Raw genomic sequence first — 18,699 nt, 5'->3', positions numbered from 1 at the left:
CACGTGAAACCAATCTATTAAAAATTCTCTCGCATCACCAAGATTATCGATAACTTAACATCATGAGCAATCACGTGGATTTTGACATTATCGTTGTGGGCGGCGGCCATGCCGGAACGGAGGCTGCGTTGGCGGCTGCACGTATGGGTTGCCAGACGTTGTTGCTGACGCATAATATCGAAACGATTGGTCAGATGTCGTGCAATCCGTCGATTGGTGGCATTGGGAAGAGTCATTTAGTCAAGGAAATCGATGCTCTGGGCGGTGCGATGGGCGTGGCGGCAGATGAGGCGGGAATTCAGTTCCGCATGTTGAATTCGAGTAAAGGTCCGGCGGTCAGGGCAACGCGTGCGCAGGCCGATCGTGTTCTGTATAAGCAAGCGATCCGCAGCCGCGTTGAGAATCAGCAAAACCTGCGGGTGATGCAGCAGGCAGTGGATGATTTGATTGTCGAGCAGGATCGTGTGATTGGCGTGGTTACGCAGCTTCAGATTAAAATTCATGCGCGTGCGGTGATTCTGACAGTAGGTACATTCCTCGCCGGGCTTGCGCATATCGGAAAGACTCATTTTAAAGCTGGCCGTGCCGGTGATCCGCCGTCGCTGACACTGGCGCAGCGGTTGCGTGAAATGGAGTTTCCGGCGGGGCGATTGAAAACCGGTACGCCACCGCGTATCGATGGCCGTACGATGGATTATGCCAAACTGCTTGAACAGCCGGGCGATTGTCCGACTCCGTCGTTTTCGTTGGTTGATACTAATATTCAGCATCCGCGCCAGATTTCCTGTTGGATCACGCATACCAATGATGCGACACACAATATTATCCACAATGGCTTGGCTGATTCACCCTTGTTTTCCGGAAAAATCGAAGGTGTCGGGCCACGCTATTGCCCGTCGATCGAAGATAAAGTAGTACGTTTTTCCGCCCGCGAATCGCATCAGATTTTCCTTGAACCGGAAGGTTTGAACACGCATGAAATCTATCCCAATGGCATTTCAACCAGTTTGTCTTTTGATGTGCAGGTCAAGCTGGTTCATTCGATCTCGGGTCTGGAAAATGCGCATATCACGCGACCAGGATATGCCATCGAATACGATTACTTCGATCCGCGCAATCTGAAGCGCTCACTAGAAACCAAAACCATCGAGAATTTGTTTTTTGCCGGGCAGATCAATGGCACCACAGGCTATGAGGAAGCTGCGGCGCAAGGATTGTTGGCCGGAGTTAATGCCACACTAAAAATTCAGGCGCGTGATGCTTGGTTGCCACAACGTAATGAAGCTTACCTGGGTGTGCTGGTCGACGATTTGGTCACTTCCGGCGTGACCGAGCCGTACCGGATGTTTACCAGTCGCGCGGAATATCGGTTGCAATTGCGCGAAGACAACGCTGACTTACGGTTGACTGAAACTGGCAGAAAGCTAGGATTGATCGACGATAAGCGCTGGGCGGCATTTAGCGCAAAACAGGAGGCAATTGAAAAAGAGCAACATCGACTTGATTCGATTCGCGTGCTGCCGGGAACATTGCCGGAACAAGATGCCATTCGTGTGCTCGGTAAAAGCATCGAGCGCGAATATACATTAACTGAATTACTCAAGCGCCCCAATGTTACCTATGACTCACTGATGACTTTGTCTGGTGCGGGCAAGCCAGTGGTGAATGCGCAAGTAGCCGAACAAGTTGAGATTCAAGCCAAGTATCACGGTTATATCCAGCGTCAACAGGAAGAAGTTTCCCGACAAGCGCAATATGAAAATACTTTGCTGCCGAAGGATATTGATTATTGCGCAGTGAAAGGACTGTCGAACGAAGTACAGCAAAAATTGAATCAGCACAAGCCGGAGACCATAGGTCAAGCGTCGCGGATTTCCGGAGTCACGCCGGCAGCGATCTCGCTGTTGCTAGTGCATTTGAAACGCGGATTTGCGGTCAATGAATGAGTCTGTTCCCGCAGATTACGCAAACTTTGCGAGCGCTGGATTTTGTTGTTACCGCACCGGAAGAGCAATTTGCTAAAAGTATTGAACGCTACATAGCGCTGATTGAAAGGTGGAATAAAGTTCATAACTTGACGGCGATCCGCAATCCGCAAGAGATGCTAACACAACATGTGATGGATAGTCTTGTGGTGCTGCCGCATATTCAGGGTGCGCACATTATCGACGTTGGCACAGGGGCAGGACTGCCGGGAATACCGATTGCACTGGCAAAACCTGATTGGCAAGTGACTTTAGTGGAAAGCAATCAAAAGAAAATCGCTTTTTTACAGCAAGTAAAAATCGAATTGGGGTTGAAGAACGTTGAAATTATGGCGCAACGCATTGAGCATATCGTTGTAGGTAAAAGCGTTAATACCATTATCTCGCGCGCTTTTTCAGAACTAGGAGAATTTGTCGCGTTAACCCGACAATGGGCTAACACACAAAATATGGATTGTCGCTGGGTGGCGATGAAAGCACTTTGTTCAGAGCAGGAACGCAAGCAAATTCGCGAGCCATTTGTGATCGAAAATATCGTAACGCTGAACGTGCCCGGATTGAAAGCAGCGCGGCAATTGGTCATTATAAAGTGTGATCTTGATTTGACCGCAAGCCATAAGGAGTCAATACCGTGACCAAAATACTCGCCATTACCAATCAAAAAGGCGGTGTCGGAAAAACCACCACTAGCGTGAACCTAGCGGCAAGTTTGGCGGCATCCGGGAAACGCGTTTTATTGGTCGATCTCGACCCGCAAGCCAATGCCACAATGGGGAGCGGGATCAACAAGCAAAAGGTCATAACCACGGTCTATCATATACTGATGGACAATGCAGAAATACAGCATGTTCGGGTGAGCAGCCCGCAGGGGAAATACGACTTGATTCCGGCCAATCGAGATCTGGCCGGGGCGGAAGTGGAAATGGTGGCGTTTTCCCAGCGCGAAGCACGACTGAAAATCGCACTGGAAGTCATTGCAAGCGACTACGATTATATTTTAATCGACTGCCCGCCTGCGCTGAACCTGCTTACATTGAATGGGTTATGTGCTGCGCACGCAGTCATGATTCCAATGCAATGCGAATATTACGCGCTAGAGGGGTTAAGCGATCTGGTTAATACCATCAAGCGCGTGCGCAATAGTTTTAACTCGAACTTGCGCATCGAAGGTTTGCTGCGCACTATGTTTGATCCGCGCAATATTCTGGCACAGCAGGTTTCTGATCAATTACAAAAACATTTCGGCGAAAAAGTTTATCGCACCGTGATTCCACGCAATGTGCGCTTGGCTGAAGCGCCCGGCTTTGGCTTGCCAGTGTTGTATCACGACGAGCAATCCAAAGGGGCGCAGGCTTATCTTGAGCTTGCAAAAGAGATACTCGCAGGGCATCTCTAACAATTTAAATTTCGTTACAATGCTTCGTCGCGCGTCTCGTCTTGATCAAAACTTTGAATTCTTTAGAAATGTCCACGCTAATAAAAAATTGAGGAATCCATGAAATGATAAAACAGAAAGGATTGGGACGTGGGCTGGATGCTTTATTATCAGGCAGCGCAGACGTCGCGCAGATGGAAGAATCGTTGCAGAGCATCGAAACATCTAAATTACAGCCCGGTAAATACCAGCCCAGAACCAATATGGATCCGGTGGCGTTAACGGAGCTGGCCGAATCGATCAAAGCGCAAGGCATCATGCAACCGATTCTGGTGCGACCAGTCGACGAGGGTCGTTATGAAATTATTGCTGGCGAGCGCCGCTGGCGCGCTGCGCAATTGGCGGGACTCAATGAAGTGCCCGCATTGATCCGCAAGGTTGCCGATGAATCAGCGCTGGCGATGTCGTTGATTGAAAACATACAACGCGAAAATTTGAATCCGCTGGAAGAAGCAATGGGTATTCAACGTCTGATCAATGAGTTCGGCATGACGCACCAGACGGCTGGAGAAGCGCTTGGCAATTCGCGTAGCACTATTTCCAATTTGTTGCGTTTGCTCAATCTGTCAGCACCGGTTCAGGAATTAATGATGCAGGGCAAGATTGATATGGGTCATGGCCGCGCCTTGTTATCGCTGGTACCGGCACAGCAAATCAAACTTGCCAACGTCATCGCGCAGAAACAATTATCGGTGCGTGAAACAGAAAGGCTGGTGAATCAGATCGAGCATCCGGTACCTAAAAAGGTGCAAAAGCCCGATCGGGATCTTTTGCGGTTGCAAGAAGATGTTTCTGAACGCCTGGGTGCGCAAGTGGCGATTAAGCCGCAGAAAAATGGTCAGGGTAATATCGTGATCCACTATACCAGTTTGGATCAATTGGATGATATTCTCAGCAAATTCTAGAAAATTAAAATAAGGAAAGTTATGGACTCAAGATTGCTCGATATTCTGGTATGTCCGCTCTGTAAAGGGCCGCTTATTTACAAAAAGGATGATCAGGAATTAATTTGCAAGCCCGACCGGCTGGCGTTTGCGATTAAAGACGGTATTCCTGTTATGTTGGAAGACGAGGCGCGTAGAATATCCGATGAAGTTGAAATTAAATAACATTAACCCACGCTATGAATTTGAATATTAAACTGGAATCTCGTGCGGCGGCTATTCTGGGTGCGTTGATAGCTGATTCAGCCTCGCTGGGTTTGCATTGGCTCTATGATTCCGAGCGCATTGCTCAGATCGAGAAAACCAAAGGTTTAGTTTTTTTGCAGCCTGATGCAAATGATTATGCAGGTGTGAGCGGTTACTTTGCACATGGTGATAAAGCGGCAGGCGATTCATCCGCATATGGTGAGCTGTGTCTGCTGATGCTACGGCACTTTGCCCAGCATGGCCAGTTTGATCGAGTGCCGTACCAGACTGAATATCGTAGTTATTTGGGGCCCGGTGGTGCTTATGCCGGTTATGTCGATTCGCCGACACGCCAAACACTACAGACGCTGTTAGCGCTCAAACCGGAAGAATTCCCGGAACACTCCGGCGCCGATGACGATCAGTTTGCTGCATTGGCCGCAATACCCGTTGTGGTAGCAACTCATATCGGATCACAAGCAGCGCTGATGACTCAAATCGAACAGGTTGTGCGTTTGACTAATCATAATGACACGGCAGTTGCGGCGGCGCAGTATGTGGGTTGTGTTTTGCTGAACGTTTTGGATGGAAAGTCGATTGTTGAAGCGCTCATCGGCGCATTGCCGAATGCAGGTGAGAAGCTGGCCCTTTTAGTGGAACAAGCGCTGCAAACGAGCTTGCTTGATAGCGCCACGACCGCCAAACGCTTTGGCACAGCCTGTCACGTTCTGGAGGGTGTGCCTGTGATTGCACATATTGTCCGATGTGCACCGGACTACCGCACGGCGGTTGAAGAAAATATTCGCATCGGTGGTGATAGTTGTGGCCGTGCCATTATGCTTGGCGCCATCATGGCGGCTTATACCGTGCAGCAAACTGAACAATTCGCTTCAATTCCACTCGAATGGGCGGCACGCTACAATAAACTGGTGGCTGCGACAGATGCATGCGGGCGTCTGAGAACTGTATAGAAATCCTGAGCTATGCTAAAGTGCCATTTTTGCTACAACACAATAACAAGGTAAGAGGTTAATCATGGATTATAATTACGAATCTGATCACACTAAATTCATGCGCGAATATCTGGAGAAGAATCCAGAAGTTAAAGAAAAACGTGTGGAAGCACGCAATATGTGGTGGGACAAAAAACAAAATCTGCAGGAACGCAAACGCTTCGAAGAATCCGAAATTCCAATGAAACCCTATGTTTATTTTAATGGTTAGCTGGCTGTTGAAAAATGTTTTGTCATCGTTAATCTGCTCGCACAGGTGATTGTGCCCGGGCTTCTCCAAGCGAATTAGGGATGAAGATAGCGCTGGTTGGTTTAGCCTTATGCTTCATTCCAGCATGCGTCAATTTTGACGATTCAAAGATTAAGCCTGAGCAGTTCGAAGAACAATTGACCGGAGAGCATGCGATGCTTGCAAGTTGCGTTATCCATAAACTGCAATCCGACGGCAGATCATTCTTGCATCCACTACAATTTAGAAGTCGACAATATCCAGATATTGAAGCATCAGAAATTCATGCGTACGATACTCGATACCAGCAAAATGCTGTTGCAACCTACGCGCCTTCGAATCCTGATGCCATTTTTATTTATGCCCATACTGAGCCGCAGATTCAGTCATTCACACAGCGCAGAGACAACGACAAAGCAGCTTACGCCTTCGCTTTGCTACTGAAGAAAATCGATAGTCGCATAGTCCAAGCTTCTTTAAGAGGAGACGCTTTCATCGGTAATGTTGCCTGGAAAATATTACAGTCATGCGTAGCAACAGATCTTAATTTCCACCCTTCTAATCAATCAGTTATTATTCCCTGATTTTGCCAGTAACCTATCGAGTACACGTGTGCTTAGCACACGTTTGAGAATGCCAAATAAATAGGTTGGGAAGGTCACATAATAGCGTGGTTGCGGTTTGGTGGTTTCGAGTGCATGGATTACACGTTTCAGCACAGCTTCAGGTGGTAATGTAAAAGGAACCGCGGGCCCTGGTTTATTCAGGCGTCCCAATACGCCTTGGTATTTTTCACGATGAAAGCTGTTGTCGATGTCGATATATTTTTCCAATGCTTTGACTGCGTTGATACGAAACTTGCTGGCAATCGGCCCTGGTTCGATCAGACTGACATAGATGTTGCTGCCTTTCAATTCCAGTCGTAAGGTGTCGCTGAGTCCTTCTATGGCGTATTTGGAAGCGTTGTAAGCTCCGCGGAAAGGCAATGCAACAAAGCCCAGCACTGAACTGTTTTGAATAATTCGACCATAACCTTGTTGGCGCATAACCGGTATTGCCAGATTGGTCAATTCTTGCCAGCCAAACACATTGGTTTCGAATTGCGCGCGCAAAGCATCGCGATTCAGATCTTCCACCGCACCCGGTAATCCATAGGCGCCATTATTGAATAGCGCATAGAGCTCGCCATCAGTGCGGCGTAAAACCTCTTCAAAGGCAAACTGAATTGAGTTTGAATCATTCAAATCCAGGCGAAAACTCTCAAAGCCTTCCTCCAGCAGCGCTGCAACACTGTCTCGCCGTCGAGCTGTCGCAAATACGCGATAACCTCGCTGCTGCAATGCTTTGGCAACGCAATAGCCGATTCCGCTGGAGCAACCTGTAATTAATATAGTTTTATTCATGGACGCAATTTAACCTGCAAAATTGTAATTTTCTTAGTGATGATTATTCATAGCTTGACAATGGATTCAATGCAAAGATAGCATCAATCTCTGTCGCAAGGCTTTTTTCGATGAAAATAACATAACTCAAGAATCAGCATGGCAAAAATTTTATTCAGGCTTAATGGCGTACCCGATGATGAAGCGTATGAAGTGCGCGAGTTGCTGACCAACAATGCAATTGATTACTATGAAACTGCCCCGGGAAACTGGGGGGTATCGATGCCTGCAATCTGGCTCAATGATGACAGTCAGTTCGAAAAAGCGCGCGCATTGCTGGATACCTATCAGAACGAACGCACAGTGAGAATGCGCGAAGAATACGACCGTCTGAAACGAGAAGGAAAAAATCGAACCTTTTGGGATGCAATTATACAAAAACCGGTCAGTTTTGCGACCCACCTGGCACTGGCTTTGCTGGTTATTTATTTATCGATCAGGCTGATTCTAGACCTGGCACCGTAGTAGAACAATTATCAAGTTATCAATATTCACTACTGAATGGGGTATCATAACTATCTCAACCCCGTTTTATTCCGCAATATCTATCAAGGAGAAGAAACATGAAAAATACATTCAAAGCAATTATCGCAGTTTTGGCCATCACCCCATTGCTTGCTCACGCTGGCGGAGATCCTGAGCACGTTAAATTTCCTGAAGACTATGCTAAAGCCTTCACCCAATACGCCACCATAAACCGTGCAAATCAAACGCAAGTGGCCAAGTTATATGCCAATGAAACAGCAGTTTCCAACTACAAGCAGGGAAAACCAGGGGGTTCTGGCGCTGTTGTAGTCATGGAAATCTATACGCCAAAGACAGACGCAGCAGGGAAACCGATTCCCGGTAGCGATGGCATCTTCGAAATCGACTCACTGGCCGCGATTGGCGTTATGGAAAACAAAAGTGATTGGGATGCAGCTTTCCCCAAAGAAAATCGCTCTGGCGATTGGGGATTCGCACTTTACAATTCCGATGGCAGCGTGAAAAGCAACGACCTGACTTGTGCGCAATGCCACAACCCGCTGCAAGCGCAGGATTTTCTGTTTACATATCAAAAATTGGTTGATTTCGTGAAAAAATAATCGATTCCAACTCATTGATCGGATGATTGTGGGCGTTGCGATCATCCGATTAGTTGTGCAGTTTGCAGCATTATGCTGTGTTAACTTTTAGAAAACACCTCTAATTCCGCCTATAATTGCTCGCCCAGCCATGGGGGCTGTGTCTTTCAGGAAAGAAGTATGCATGCGGATATCGCTATCCAGTAGATTTCTGCCTTGCAGAAACAGCATGTAATTCACGGACTGAGTCAGCCTCATGTGGTAACCGATTTCTGCGTTCATCAAAGTATAACCAGGTGTTTCAGTTTCCAGCACGGCGATTCGATCCTGATGAACGACGCGGGTTAGATTGAAGTTACCCCGCCACTTATGCTGGGTAAGGTTCAGATCAAAACCGAAACGCTGTGGCGTGATACGTGGGATATTGCCATTGTCTTTTAGCTTGCCATAAACGATATCGGTAAATAGCCGCAGATTCAGGGTATCCGGTAGTAGCGCGATGTTGGCTTCAGCTTCCAAACCATAGAATCTTGCTCGGGTTTGAGAAAAATCCTGCACTAAGAAAGGAGCATTGATTTCCAGTATGCCCTCATCATTGATTCGATCAGCAATTCCATCGTTATTACTGTCACGGCTTTGCTGAAAAATATAATCGTTGATATGGTTATAAAACAAATTCACTCTTCCAGTAATTCTTCCTGTGGTTTTTTGTAAAGACAGATCTAAATTATTGGATGTTTCTTTGCTTAAGGCTGAATTGCCTTGTTCAAACGTGTTGGTCGCAACGTGTATGCCATCGGCAAATAGTGCTACGGTATTCGGTGCACGTTGTCCGCGCGTTGCGGTCAGGTCGAGCTGATAGCCGTCGACAAATCTCCAGGCAGCGCCTGCCGATACGCTATATAAATTGAAATTACGTGTCTGCAGCATTACTGCGCGCGGATTATGTATCGAGTGTTCAAACCGTCCACCGATTTCAAATTGCCATTGCTGCCAGTTGCGTTTTTCAACCATGAAGATGCCGGCAGATTGCGACAGACTGGTTGGCACGAAGGCTTCTTCGCCTTTTGCGGTAAAATTACGGTGCTGCAGCTGCACCCCCATAATGCCATGCCATTGTGCAATTGGCGCATGCGTTAATTCGGCGCGGCCTTCTAATTCATCATTTTTAAAACGACTGCCGACTTCGCCGCTTTGCTCGAGCTCCTTATGCTGATAATCATTATAGTTAAAGCGCATCCTCAACTGCTCAAACCCTTTTAGCGGATTATCCAGGTCTCCAGCCAAACCGTAGCGTGTCTGGCCCATATCAATTTTTGCACCTTCAGGGCCGGGGATACCGTAGAAATTTTCTAGTCTTGAAATGGACATACCGACAAACCCTCGTTCACCAATATAAGCACTGCCTGCCGACAAATTGCTGGAATCAATCGCGCTGTTTCTGACAAATCCAATGTCGCTTTCCGGATCGTTCGGATTGGCCCGTCCTGGAATATGAATATCATTGGTTTTTCGTTTCATGCCTTCAACATTCCACGAAATCTGGCCCTTGCTGCCTGATGCTGTAAGCATGCCATTGCGTTCTTCCAGGGCGGAATTGAAACGTCCTTCAACATGGACCTGTGGTGATTTAAACAACCGATCAGGAATACGATCATTAAGCACATTCACAACACCGCCGGATACGCCGCTGCCATACAGCAATGTCGATGGCCCCCGCAGTATTTCAATGCGTGTAGCATTTAAGGTTTCTGTCGCGACAGCATGATCTGGGCTGATGACAGAAACATCTCCCGTACCCATGCTATTTTCAATGACACGAACACGCTCACCATCCTGCCCACGTATGATCGGGCGGCCAGCGCCCGGACCAAAACTGCTGGAAGTAACCCCAAGTTCGTGCGCAAGCGTATCCCCCAGATTGGTTTCTTGTTTCTGACGCAAACGATCACTTTGAATAATCGTATCAGCCTTGAGTCCGGTTGATTCAGCCGAACTTGTCGTCGGCGCGGTTATCATGACACCGGGCAATTCGATATTTTTTTGAGTTTTTTGTGCGCAAAGATTCGGTATATCCAGCGAGAATACAATCAATATTAATGCCGCTTGTTTAAATAGCATTGTATGCATAGCCATTTTCATGATCTAGTTCATTGTGATCAGCGTGATCCATGCCATTTCTCTTATTCAATAAGAGCTTGTGCCGCAACTGAGTTGCAACAATGATGCTGACCGGTCACACGTAATTAACCCGCATCCAAACGGTCAATAAACTGTGGATGGCTGAGTCAAAGCAGGATTAATTGTTTAAGAATCAGAAAAAATGAAGTGGCGGTGCGCGTGAGCAATAGGAGGGTGTTCTGCTATCAGACTGCCACCTTAATGCCCATAGTGGCAAGCAGTGACGAATAATTGAAATACACAGGAACAAGCCTGAAGCAATCAAGAAAAGACTGATTGCGGTAAATGCAAGACAATCCAAACAGATTTCATCAAGGTCAATACCCGCGTCATCTTCACTGTTACTTACATCGAGCACATCGGTTTGTGCGTAGTGCGTGAAAGCATGCGCCATCAAAAACACCGGCACAGATAATACTGCCAGTGTAAGGATTAGAAATAAGCTTTTGCGTATCATCGTTAACAGCAATTGGCGCAAAGGCCTTTGACCGTTAATTCAATTTCCTGGAAGCGATAGCCGGTCGGTAATGGCCAGTTTTGTTCAATTGGCAGACTATCCAGGCAAATCACCTGTGCGCAACCGGTGCATTTGAAATGTGCATGCTGATGTGATTGTGGTTCGAGATTGGCGTTATAACGCCACACCCGGTCGTCGCTGGTTATTTTGTGGATAAGACCATTTTCAACCAGCCATTCCAGCGTGCGATATAAAGTCACCCGATCCAATTGCAGTGATTGCGGAAGGCGCTGTTCGATTTCACGGTGCGTAATGGCTTGCTGCTCAGTCAATAAAGTAGCCAGTATTCCAATACGACCCGCTGTCGCACGCCCACCGTGGTGTCGGATCATGTCTTCAGCGGTATGGTAAAACTTATTCAGCATATCGATATAAATGCAACAATGTTGCACTTATTATAATGAAATGATTTTTCAGATGCAATAAGCAATTTGTTTTTGCAAGAATACGTCGCAATAAACTCTGTCATCTACTGTTTGTAAATAACAATGCTCAGAACAAAATACTCGGCTTAAGCACAATAAATGAGTATTTCGAACCTGTTTTAAACACCGCAGCAGCAATGCAGATAGTTTTTTCGACGGCCTTGCTAGGCGCAATTAAATTTATACGGTCTATTCATGGCGTAATATTAGCGTAAAATGCTAACTTCGCCCTGGTAGCTCAGTGGATAGAGCAACCCCCTCCTAAGGGGTAGGTCGCACGTTCGATTCGTGTTCAGGGTACCAATAAAATCATGAACTTAGCTCCGCTTTTCTATCCACTGAATGTCTATTCGTCACAATTTCGTCACAGTTTATGTGAAGAGAGGCGACCATGGCAACAATCACAAAAACCCAATCAGACACATTCAAAGTACAAATAAGAAAGATTGGAATCCCAGCAATTACTAAAACCTGTAAAACCAAAGCAGAGGCTCTAAAATGGGCAAGACTCATCGAATCTGAAATAGATCGCGGTGTTTTCATAGATAGAACTGAAGCTGATAAAACCACTATTGGGGAATTAATCGACAGATATATTCAAGAAGTAACTCCATTAAAAAAATCTGCAAAGAATGACAGACAACGAATGCTATTTTTAAAAAAATATTATGGTCATTACAAAGCAAGTCAACTTAAAAGCAAACATATAGCCATTTATAGAGACAAAAGACTAGCTGAAGGTAAACAAGGATCAACAGTCATTAAAGAAATAGGATCAATGTCTCATCTATTGGACATATCTATCAAAGACTGGGGCATTCCGCTCGTATTCAATGTTGCTACATTAGTTAGAAAACCTAAACAAGCTAAAGGCCGTGATAGACGGCTGATTGATGATGAAGAACTAATTCTTTTGCAAGCTGCTAAAAATAGTAAATCCCCACTATTAGTCCCAATCATCACATTAGCACTTGAAACAGGAATGCGGCTCGGTGAGCTACTCTCACTTGATTGGAATAATATCGATTTAGGAAAGCAAACCGCTTTCCTACCAATAACTAAGAATGGTGAATCAAGAACAGTGCCATTGTCTAAAAAAGTAATCGAATCACTGCAAGCTATTCCAAGAAAAATCAATGATTCAAGAGTATTCTGGACATGGAAACAACCGGATAGCTTTGAATATACATGGCGAAGAATGCTGAATAAAGCTGAAATTCATAACTTAAGATTTCATGATTTAAGACATGAAGCCTGTTCAAGATTTTTTGAACAGGGTTTTAACATAATGGAAACAGCGCATATCAGCGGACACAAAACACTTCAGCAGTTGAAAAGATATACTCATTTAAAAACTGAAGATATTGTGAATAAGCTGAATGCACAGGGTTAAATTTGAGAAGTCGGTCATTTAAATTAAATAAAAAATCTGATTATTATCAATGGATGGCTTATCTAAAATGTTCGTGCGCTATTTCAGCGTAAGTATACTCATATAAATCGGTTTATTAGTAAATATTGGGAAACAACATAGAAGAGGTTTGTATAGTATAGTGATACTTCGTATCAAATTTTTAATGAATGATAGCCACACATAACAGAAGAATGACAATATGAAAAATTTATTATTTTTCTTTTTGATATTTTCTTTAAATCCTGCATGGGCTGAGTGGTCAAGAACAGGCAATATTGAAAATAAAACAATGTATGTCGATTTAATGTCTATTAAGAAAAACGAGCATTTCGCTAGGGTATGGCAGTTGATCGACAACGTTAATGATGAGAAATTACCATCTATTACATCTATTAAGTCGCTGTATGAATATGACTGCAAGGAAAGCAGAAGAAGACTAATTTCTGAGGATTTTTTCTCAAATCGAATGGGTTTAGGAAATATTATTTACAAAAATAACGACTTAAATAAATGGCTATATTTTCGGTTACAAGATCACAATAATATGAGTATTGTTTATTCACTGGTTTGTAATGGAGAATGGCAAAAAATAGAAATCGCTGACAATTCTAACGTCAGAGATTTCTATTATGATCCATCTACAATTCGGAAGAATGTTCAATTTGTCATGTTTTGGACTTTAATTAACTTCGTTCAGAAAGATCAAACGGGCGCACGATCAGCAAAGCATCTTCACGAATATGATTGTCTAAGTTCAAGACACCGAACTATAGGACAGACTACTCACTCAGATTTTAATGCTTTAGGTGATGTCGTATCAAGTGCATTAGGAGCTCCAATATTCGATTGGGAGCAAGCTGAAATTGACCCTCATAAATTTTTGCTAGCCATAGTATGTGATTAGCTTATGGTTCCAAATTGTCCTTCTTAAAAGAAAATGTAGAATTTATGTCATTGATATCTATTACATAAATTACTTATTAATAAATCTCTTCATTATAAGTAATAGATTAATTTATTATCTTGGCGAACACATAGAATTTTTATATAAAACAGAATATTAAGGAATTAACAAGAATTGAATTTTCAATAATCATAATTACAGGGCAATATCATATTATGTTATTGATATTAATTTGAATTACTGCCCCATGGAAAGAGAAGAGCTTATTACTTTATTTACCTTCTCGTTATTTACGATCACGATTATTGGTTCAGTTTGTTTGGTTAATAAAGCGAGTTAACCCAAGCTATTGTATATATTGGTTTATTGGATATTTAATTTGGGCTATTTTGTTTTTTGGCATTATAAGAAAATTTATAGCAATTATTGCATCTCTTTTACTACTGGCTTTTATGAAAAAAGATAATGATAATCCGCTTGCAGATATTGGTTCTGGCTTTAAAGTTATTTTTATTATGAGTTTTTATATAATAACTTATAGTATTGGCACACTTCTATCTGTAGGTGGTATTTATTGGCTATGGATGGCAATACAAATAAAAAGCTTTACAATGTTTTTCATTGGGTTATTACCTATCTCATGGTTTATTACAGCTCCTGTGGGTGCTTATTCACTTGTTACGCAAGAAACACCATTATGGGAGCTTGAATGGTTCAATTAGAGTTTAATATTGATAGAAAAACTTCGAATTATTTATTAAATTCCTAAAACAACTAGAATTGTATTTAAGAGGTTATTTTATTAATTTAATGTAATGTATGTCCAGCGCAATAATAATGCAACACAATGCATCCTGAAGCCTTTTGATAATAGAACAATCACTCTAATCAATGTAAAATACTATTAGCCAAGGTTAATATCAATCTCCTCACTGAATCTCTTCAACTTGAATCTCCTAAATGACAATATTGATGAAAAACAAAGATTAAAAGAAGCTTTAGAAAAAGCTATTCAACTTCAAGTTCACAGAAAAACCGATTACCCTCCAATGAATGCCCAATTATCTGGAATTTATTCCGAGTTGGTGCAATTAAGAGAAACACAGAAAAGACAAATAAGAAAAGCTGATCGAGTCAAAAAACATCTTGACGTTATCATTCTGGATTTATGGATAGCAGCAAATTACTCCGAATCTCCCTGGAGAAGAGTTAGTCTTAATAATAATGATTATTCCAAAGACACTCGATATAGAAAAATATTCCTTAAATATGATTTGCTTAAGGGGGTTTTAAATGATCTTATTTTGTTAGAATATGTTGCTGATTCTAAGTATTATCACAATCCGAATGGAAAAAGTCGCCAAACTCGCATTAAAGCTACTTCTAAGCTTCTCAGCCTTCTTGAATTCGATATAAAAAAAATAGATCGTGACCCCGAAGCTCCAGACGAAGAAATTATTATCAAGAAAGATGAAAAAGGTAAGGCTATTGATTATGTAGACGATATATTCACTAATCAAATGCGTGAAGACCTGAAAACCTATAATCAGCTTCTAAGAACAACAGATATTGGTACAGATGGTATTGATCTTCGTTATAAATATGACCCAACAAATATTACAGTGAAAAGAATATTTAATGGCGAAGGTGGCGGAGGTCGTTTTTACTATGGCTTCTGGATGAATATGCCGAAGGTAGATAGATTAAAGCTACGTCTTAATTTTGAGGAAGTTTGTGAATTAGATTTTTCAGCTCTTCACCCCACCATTACCTATTCATTGCATGGTTTAGAAGCACCAGAAGATTCATATACTATTGAAGGATGCGATCGCAAAGAAGTAAAGAAAGCATTTCTAATTTTATTCAATTGCAAGTCAAGGAAACATGCTATTGATACTATAAGAAGTGAGTTTCATATTAAGAATGCTGAATCTCTGCTACGGCAGATAGAAAATAAACATAAAGCAATAATTAATTCTTTTTATAACCCTGGTTTTGGATTGCATCTACAGCACTTAGATTCTTGGTTAGCTGAGAATATTATTAATACCTTAACTAGGAAAGGCATTGTGTGCCTTTCCATTCATGATAGTTTTATTGTTGCTAAGAAATATGAATTAGAACTAAGACAAATAATGGAATTTGTCTTTCAAGATAAGTTTACTTTCAAACCATTAATAAAATAACTTAATAACTTTATTCTTATCGTATATATACTTATATTATTTCCTATTCTAAGAAGAGGAGGATTCTTTGTGTCCTCCTCCATTACTAAGAGCTTATCTTTATAAGAATGAGTAAAATATAGTTAACTTGTTATTTCAAACTAGGATAATTTCATTCAATATTGGGAAAATTTGAATCACTTTATTGTTGTTTTAAATCAATTTTTGCGTTTTCTTTTCAATAGTTTATGAAAAGAACTGATAGTATTCATTTGGCAAATGAGGCCGAAATAGCATTAATACAACACCAATCTTCCTTGCTTCTGCAAAGTAAAAAAAATGGTTTTAGTGGTGAGTTGAAATCATCTGGTGCTATGATTGAAAATTATATTAAAGGAATTCTTCAAAAAAATATTCCAGGAGGCTATCGAATTTGTAGTGGATATATCGCAACTCCGCAAACTTATCATCATTCAGAGAACCTTATCCAACACGATATTATTATTGTTGATGAACGAATTCCTTCTTTATATAAATTTGGAATAAGTGATATTGAAGTAGTTGCCGCAGAAGCAGTATGTGGGGTAATTGAAGTAAAACGAACATTAAGTACTCGTTCTTTACTATCGGCAGTTGAACATTTGAAAATTACTAAAAAAGTTTTCGATGAGTATGATGGTGGTAAAAAATCTAAATCTCGGGCTATAGAGACGAATACATTAAGTTATGTTCTAACTGGTTCTACTTACACTCCCTTTTTTGCGATTATTGGATTGGACGCTGATTATGAAATTTTTGATAAAGCTTATTTAGAGGGAAAAATACAACCTGAAGTATTTGAGTTTATTGATCTAATTTGGTCTCCATTGGCTCCATTTTATGCTATTCATGTAATAAAAGATAATAAAACTAAAGAAATTTGGTCAGCACCTAATGTTTCTAGAGTTCATAATAATCATGAATCTTTTCTTAGCTATGGCGGTTTTGATGGAAAAGAGAGTGGGGATATTTACAATCTAGCAATTAGGCATTTCAGAACATGGATTGCAAAAATAATAGGTGTTCCAATGACTCAACTCAAAAATGATCAATATTTTAATTTTGAAAAAGAGCAAAATTAATTTCTATCAGAAAACACTTTGTTTGGTAAATAGCTCTTGAGGTGATTATTTTTTCTTTTTATATACTGCTTAATCCAAGCTTGCGTAAAAATTTTTATCTGTATTAGTATTGGTACTATTAGTATTTAGTAATGCAAGGAATTAGCCCCGATTTATGTATTTCAGAATGCTAAGGTATCACTTAATTAATGACCGACCTAAATGTAAGTGATCAAATTATTTACTTTGATAGTGATAAATTGGTTATAAAGTAATAACCCTTCCACATTTCTTTGAGAAATTATTTTCCCTCATTGCATACTTAATAAGTAAGGGGTATGCCCCCTGCTACCCCCCTTATAGGATTGAAGGAGTGTCAGGGTGAGTTATTTACAGCACTAAGCCTCAGAATACCCCACCACATGTTCGGCATTGTTGGTTGCGTTATTTTTCACTTTTTATCATGGGTAAACTTACATCAGTTTCGTCAAGCTTCCATGCTCCAGCTGTGAATAGTCCAATGCCCGGTAGCAAAAGAAGTGCGGTGCCAATTGCATCCGCGACTCCTGTTCCGCTTAAAGAATAATCTATTGTCTTCTGTGCAGGAAAATAGCCTACCTTCGTACACATAATTGAAACAGTTTTGTTTTTCTTAGCTTCAACCTGTGCTCTACCTTGGAACATTTGCCCATTAATTTGAAGAGCTGCATCAGGTTCTGAACAAACAGCACTAACAGTCTGCGTTTTTGGAGCAAACGTTGAACATCCTGAAATCAAAATACTCAAGGCCGCAATTGCAGCAATCACTTTATTCATACTTTCTCCGAGTTGTTGTACTCTTACTTGATTAAGGGTAAGGAGCAATCATCATCGGAACGACTGCAAAAAACTTGATCTAAAAGATAAAACTATACGGTTCCATATTTAAGATCAATTTTGAAAATCCATGAATGACATTAATAAGAAAAAGTAAGTTGCATGCTTTATCTTGCTGCTAATTTTCGTCACAATTTCGTCACAATTAATTTGCAATATACTTATTTTATGCTAAAGTTTAATTCCTATTAACCAATTGACGTAACAGATATTTTTGAAAGAAAAGCCCTGCAAAAGATAAATTAGTATCCGTCTCCTAAGGGGTAGGTCGCACGTTCGATTCGTGTTCAGGGTACCATAAGATCAGTATGTTAAATAACGTGAAAATTTTTATTGGAAATCAGTGCCACGCTGGTGCCACTCTATAAAGAAATAGCAAGCAATAAAAATGAGGCTTTATTTTATGTTTAATCTCCACAAACAAGTCTCAGTGTGTTTGACAATGTAAGAGATTCTCTATACATTTCAGCTAAATAAAGATGGATATTTCCTATACCTTTATACCCAAATGATTTTTAAAACTTCGTAGCTACTGTCTTTAGCTAGAACATTACATTACCGAAAGTTAATAATTCTTGCTACTAATTAGTCATACTAATTACGTGATTCCTATTTAGCTGTTTTGTATGGCTGATTCTTATCCTATCACAGAGACTTCTGATGATGCTCCAGAATTACCAGAGCAACAAGGAACTAAAACGAAATACAGAGGTGGCCTCACTTGATTGGACAGTTTTCCCATATCTTAAGTGGAAATCTCGTGGTAATGCCTACGCTGTATTTTGCATTGCAGGCAGGTTATCGAAGTAGAACTCATTG

20 protein-coding genes and 1 tRNA gene are annotated in these 18,699 nt (G+C 41.7%); 16 read left to right on the top strand and 5 right to left on the bottom strand.

Annotation, left to right across the window (positions count from 1 at the left end; genetic code table 11):
• Positions 1-62 precede the first annotated feature (62 nt).
• The 8 genes from mnmG (at position 63) to QZV86_RS07990 (ending at position 6,376) form a co-directional block, all read left to right on the top strand.
• Positions 63-1,946, top strand: a complete 1,884-nt coding sequence (mnmG, locus tag QZV86_RS08025) for a tRNA uridine-5-carboxymethylaminomethyl(34) synthesis enzyme MnmG (protein ID WP_295625941.1) — start codon at positions 63-65, stop codon at positions 1,944-1,946.
• Positions 1,943-2,620 (top strand): 16S rRNA (guanine(527)-N(7))-methyltransferase RsmG, encoded by a 678-nt coding sequence (gene rsmG / locus QZV86_RS08020; protein ID WP_295625938.1) that lies wholly within the window; start codon positions 1,943-1,945, stop codon positions 2,618-2,620. Before mnmG ends, rsmG begins: the two co-directional genes overlap by 4 nt.
• On the top strand, positions 2,617-3,381 hold the full coding sequence (locus QZV86_RS08015) for a ParA family protein (protein WP_295625935.1): 765 nt from the start codon (positions 2,617-2,619) through the stop codon (positions 3,379-3,381). The genes rsmG and QZV86_RS08015 overlap by 4 nt, the downstream gene beginning before the upstream one ends.
• Positions 3,382-3,485: 104 nt before the next feature.
• Positions 3,486-4,325, top strand: a complete 840-nt coding sequence (locus QZV86_RS08010) for a ParB/RepB/Spo0J family partition protein (protein ID WP_295625932.1) — start codon at positions 3,486-3,488, stop codon at positions 4,323-4,325.
• Positions 4,326-4,346: 21 nt separating this feature from the next.
• Entirely contained in the window at positions 4,347-4,529 is a 183-nt protein-coding gene (locus QZV86_RS08005) for a Trm112 family protein (RefSeq protein WP_292918830.1), read from the top strand.
• Positions 4,530-4,543: 14 nt separating this feature from the next.
• Positions 4,544-5,521 (top strand): ADP-ribosylglycohydrolase family protein, encoded by a 978-nt coding sequence (locus QZV86_RS08000; RefSeq protein ID WP_295625927.1) that lies wholly within the window; start codon positions 4,544-4,546, stop codon positions 5,519-5,521.
• Positions 5,522-5,585: 64 nt separating this feature from the next.
• Positions 5,586-5,774, top strand: a complete 189-nt coding sequence (locus tag QZV86_RS07995) for a DUF3460 family protein (protein ID WP_295625924.1) — start codon at positions 5,586-5,588, stop codon at positions 5,772-5,774.
• Positions 5,775-5,854: 80 nt separating this feature from the next.
• Positions 5,855-6,376, top strand: a complete 522-nt coding sequence (locus QZV86_RS07990; protein WP_295625921.1) for a hypothetical protein — start codon at positions 5,855-5,857, stop codon at positions 6,374-6,376.
• On the opposite strand, the gene QZV86_RS07985 is transcribed toward QZV86_RS07990, so the two are convergent.
• A complete protein-coding gene (locus QZV86_RS07985) occupies positions 6,359-7,195 on the bottom strand; it encodes an SDR family oxidoreductase (protein ID WP_295625918.1) in 837 nt (278 codons plus the stop codon). The genes QZV86_RS07990 and QZV86_RS07985 overlap by 18 nt on opposite strands.
• Positions 7,196-7,333: 138 nt before the next feature.
• Here QZV86_RS07985 and QZV86_RS07980 point away from each other — a divergent pair, with 138 nt between their 5' ends.
• Complete coding sequence (locus QZV86_RS07980; protein ID WP_295625915.1) at positions 7,334-7,699, top strand: DUF6164 family protein; 366 nt, start codon at positions 7,334-7,336, stop codon at positions 7,697-7,699.
• A gap of 98 nt (positions 7,700-7,797) precedes the next feature.
• Positions 7,798-8,319, top strand: a complete 522-nt coding sequence (locus tag QZV86_RS07975; RefSeq protein ID WP_295625913.1) for a cytochrome P460 family protein — start codon at positions 7,798-7,800, stop codon at positions 8,317-8,319.
• 87 nt (positions 8,320-8,406) lie between these two features.
• On the opposite strand, the gene QZV86_RS07970 is transcribed toward QZV86_RS07975, so the two are convergent.
• The 3 genes from QZV86_RS07970 to QZV86_RS07960 all read right to left on the bottom strand — a co-directional run bounded on the left by QZV86_RS07970 (position 8,407) and on the right by QZV86_RS07960 (position 11,361).
• The gene (locus QZV86_RS07970) at positions 8,407-10,434 is read right to left on the bottom strand and encodes a TonB-dependent receptor (protein ID WP_295625910.1); all 2,028 of its coding nucleotides are present in this window, start codon (positions 10,432-10,434) and stop codon (positions 8,407-8,409) included.
• A 178-nt stretch (positions 10,435-10,612) separates the two neighbouring features.
• Positions 10,613-10,936, bottom strand: coding sequence for a hypothetical protein (locus tag QZV86_RS07965; RefSeq protein WP_295625907.1), 324 nt, complete (start codon positions 10,934-10,936; stop codon positions 10,613-10,615).
• 2 nt (positions 10,937-10,938) lie between these two features.
• Positions 10,939-11,361, bottom strand: coding sequence for a transcriptional repressor (locus QZV86_RS07960; protein ID WP_295625904.1), 423 nt, complete (start codon positions 11,359-11,361; stop codon positions 10,939-10,941).
• Positions 11,362-11,648: 287 nt separating this feature from the next.
• Between QZV86_RS07960 and QZV86_RS07955 the strand changes: the two genes are divergently transcribed.
• From QZV86_RS07955 to QZV86_RS07930, 6 genes are all read left to right on the top strand, one after another.
• Positions 11,649-11,724, top strand: a tRNA-Arg gene (locus tag QZV86_RS07955).
• 88 nt (positions 11,725-11,812) lie between these two features.
• On the top strand, positions 11,813-12,814 hold the full coding sequence (locus QZV86_RS07950) for a site-specific integrase (RefSeq protein WP_295625901.1): 1,002 nt from the start codon (positions 11,813-11,815) through the stop codon (positions 12,812-12,814).
• 220 nt (positions 12,815-13,034) lie between these two features.
• Positions 13,035-13,739 (top strand): surface-adhesin E family protein, encoded by a 705-nt coding sequence (locus tag QZV86_RS07945; protein ID WP_295625898.1) that lies wholly within the window; start codon positions 13,035-13,037, stop codon positions 13,737-13,739.
• A gap of 305 nt (positions 13,740-14,044) precedes the next feature.
• Positions 14,045-14,461, top strand: coding sequence for a hypothetical protein (locus tag QZV86_RS07940; protein ID WP_295625896.1), 417 nt, complete (start codon positions 14,045-14,047; stop codon positions 14,459-14,461).
• Between the two features lie 225 nt (positions 14,462-14,686).
• Positions 14,687-15,925 (top strand): hypothetical protein, encoded by a 1,239-nt coding sequence (locus QZV86_RS07935; protein WP_295625893.1) that lies wholly within the window; start codon positions 14,687-14,689, stop codon positions 15,923-15,925.
• A gap of 227 nt (positions 15,926-16,152) precedes the next feature.
• Positions 16,153-17,025 (top strand): DUF6602 domain-containing protein, encoded by an 873-nt coding sequence (locus QZV86_RS07930; protein ID WP_295625890.1) that lies wholly within the window; start codon positions 16,153-16,155, stop codon positions 17,023-17,025.
• Between the two features lie 423 nt (positions 17,026-17,448).
• Here QZV86_RS07930 and QZV86_RS07925 read toward each other — a convergent pair whose 3' ends face one another.
• Positions 17,449-17,820 (bottom strand): hypothetical protein, encoded by a 372-nt coding sequence (locus tag QZV86_RS07925; protein WP_295625887.1) that lies wholly within the window; start codon positions 17,818-17,820, stop codon positions 17,449-17,451.
• Positions 17,821-18,699 lie beyond the last annotated feature (879 nt).

Origin of the sequence: uncultured Nitrosomonas sp. (genome assembly GCF_902826915.1) — a bacterium.
Classification (GTDB): Bacteria; Pseudomonadota; Gammaproteobacteria; order Burkholderiales; family Nitrosomonadaceae; genus Nitrosomonas.
The sequence above is the reverse complement of the archived record's forward strand: the minus strand, read 5'-3'. Positions and strand labels throughout refer to the sequence as shown.

Excerpts from the sequence above, each read along its gene's own strand:
- mnmG (WP_295625941.1), top strand. The coding sequence starts at position 63 with ATGAGCAATCACGTGGATTTTGACATTATCGTTGTGGGCGGCGGCCAT.
- rsmG (WP_295625938.1), top strand. The coding sequence starts at position 1,943 with ATGAGTCTGTTCCCGCAGATTACGCAAACTTTGCGAGCGCTGGATTTT.
- QZV86_RS08010 (WP_295625932.1), top strand. The coding sequence starts at position 3,486 with ATGATAAAACAGAAAGGATTGGGACGTGGGCTGGATGCTTTATTATCA.
- QZV86_RS08005 (WP_292918830.1), top strand. The coding sequence starts at position 4,347 with ATGGACTCAAGATTGCTCGATATTCTGGTATGTCCGCTCTGTAAAGGG.
- QZV86_RS08000 (WP_295625927.1), top strand. The coding sequence starts at position 4,544 with ATGAATTTGAATATTAAACTGGAATCTCGTGCGGCGGCTATTCTGGGT.
- QZV86_RS07995 (WP_295625924.1), top strand. The coding sequence starts at position 5,586 with ATGGATTATAATTACGAATCTGATCACACTAAATTCATGCGCGAATAT.
- QZV86_RS07990 (WP_295625921.1), top strand. The coding sequence starts at position 5,855 with ATGAAGATAGCGCTGGTTGGTTTAGCCTTATGCTTCATTCCAGCATGC.
- QZV86_RS07985 (WP_295625918.1), bottom strand. The coding sequence starts at position 7,195 with ATGAATAAAACTATATTAATTACAGGTTGCTCCAGCGGAATCGGCTAT.
- QZV86_RS07980 (WP_295625915.1), top strand. The coding sequence starts at position 7,334 with ATGGCAAAAATTTTATTCAGGCTTAATGGCGTACCCGATGATGAAGCG.
- QZV86_RS07975 (WP_295625913.1), top strand. The coding sequence starts at position 7,798 with ATGAAAAATACATTCAAAGCAATTATCGCAGTTTTGGCCATCACCCCA.
- QZV86_RS07970 (WP_295625910.1), bottom strand. The coding sequence starts at position 10,434 with ATGGCTATGCATACAATGCTATTTAAACAAGCGGCATTAATATTGATT.
- QZV86_RS07965 (WP_295625907.1), bottom strand. The coding sequence starts at position 10,936 with ATGATACGCAAAAGCTTATTTCTAATCCTTACACTGGCAGTATTATCT.
- QZV86_RS07960 (WP_295625904.1), bottom strand. The coding sequence starts at position 11,361 with ATGCTGAATAAGTTTTACCATACCGCTGAAGACATGATCCGACACCAC.
- QZV86_RS07950 (WP_295625901.1), top strand. The coding sequence starts at position 11,813 with ATGGCAACAATCACAAAAACCCAATCAGACACATTCAAAGTACAAATA.
- QZV86_RS07945 (WP_295625898.1), top strand. The coding sequence starts at position 13,035 with ATGAAAAATTTATTATTTTTCTTTTTGATATTTTCTTTAAATCCTGCA.
- QZV86_RS07930 (WP_295625890.1), top strand. The coding sequence starts at position 16,153 with ATGAAAAGAACTGATAGTATTCATTTGGCAAATGAGGCCGAAATAGCA.
- QZV86_RS07925 (WP_295625887.1), bottom strand. The coding sequence starts at position 17,820 with ATGAATAAAGTGATTGCTGCAATTGCGGCCTTGAGTATTTTGATTTCA.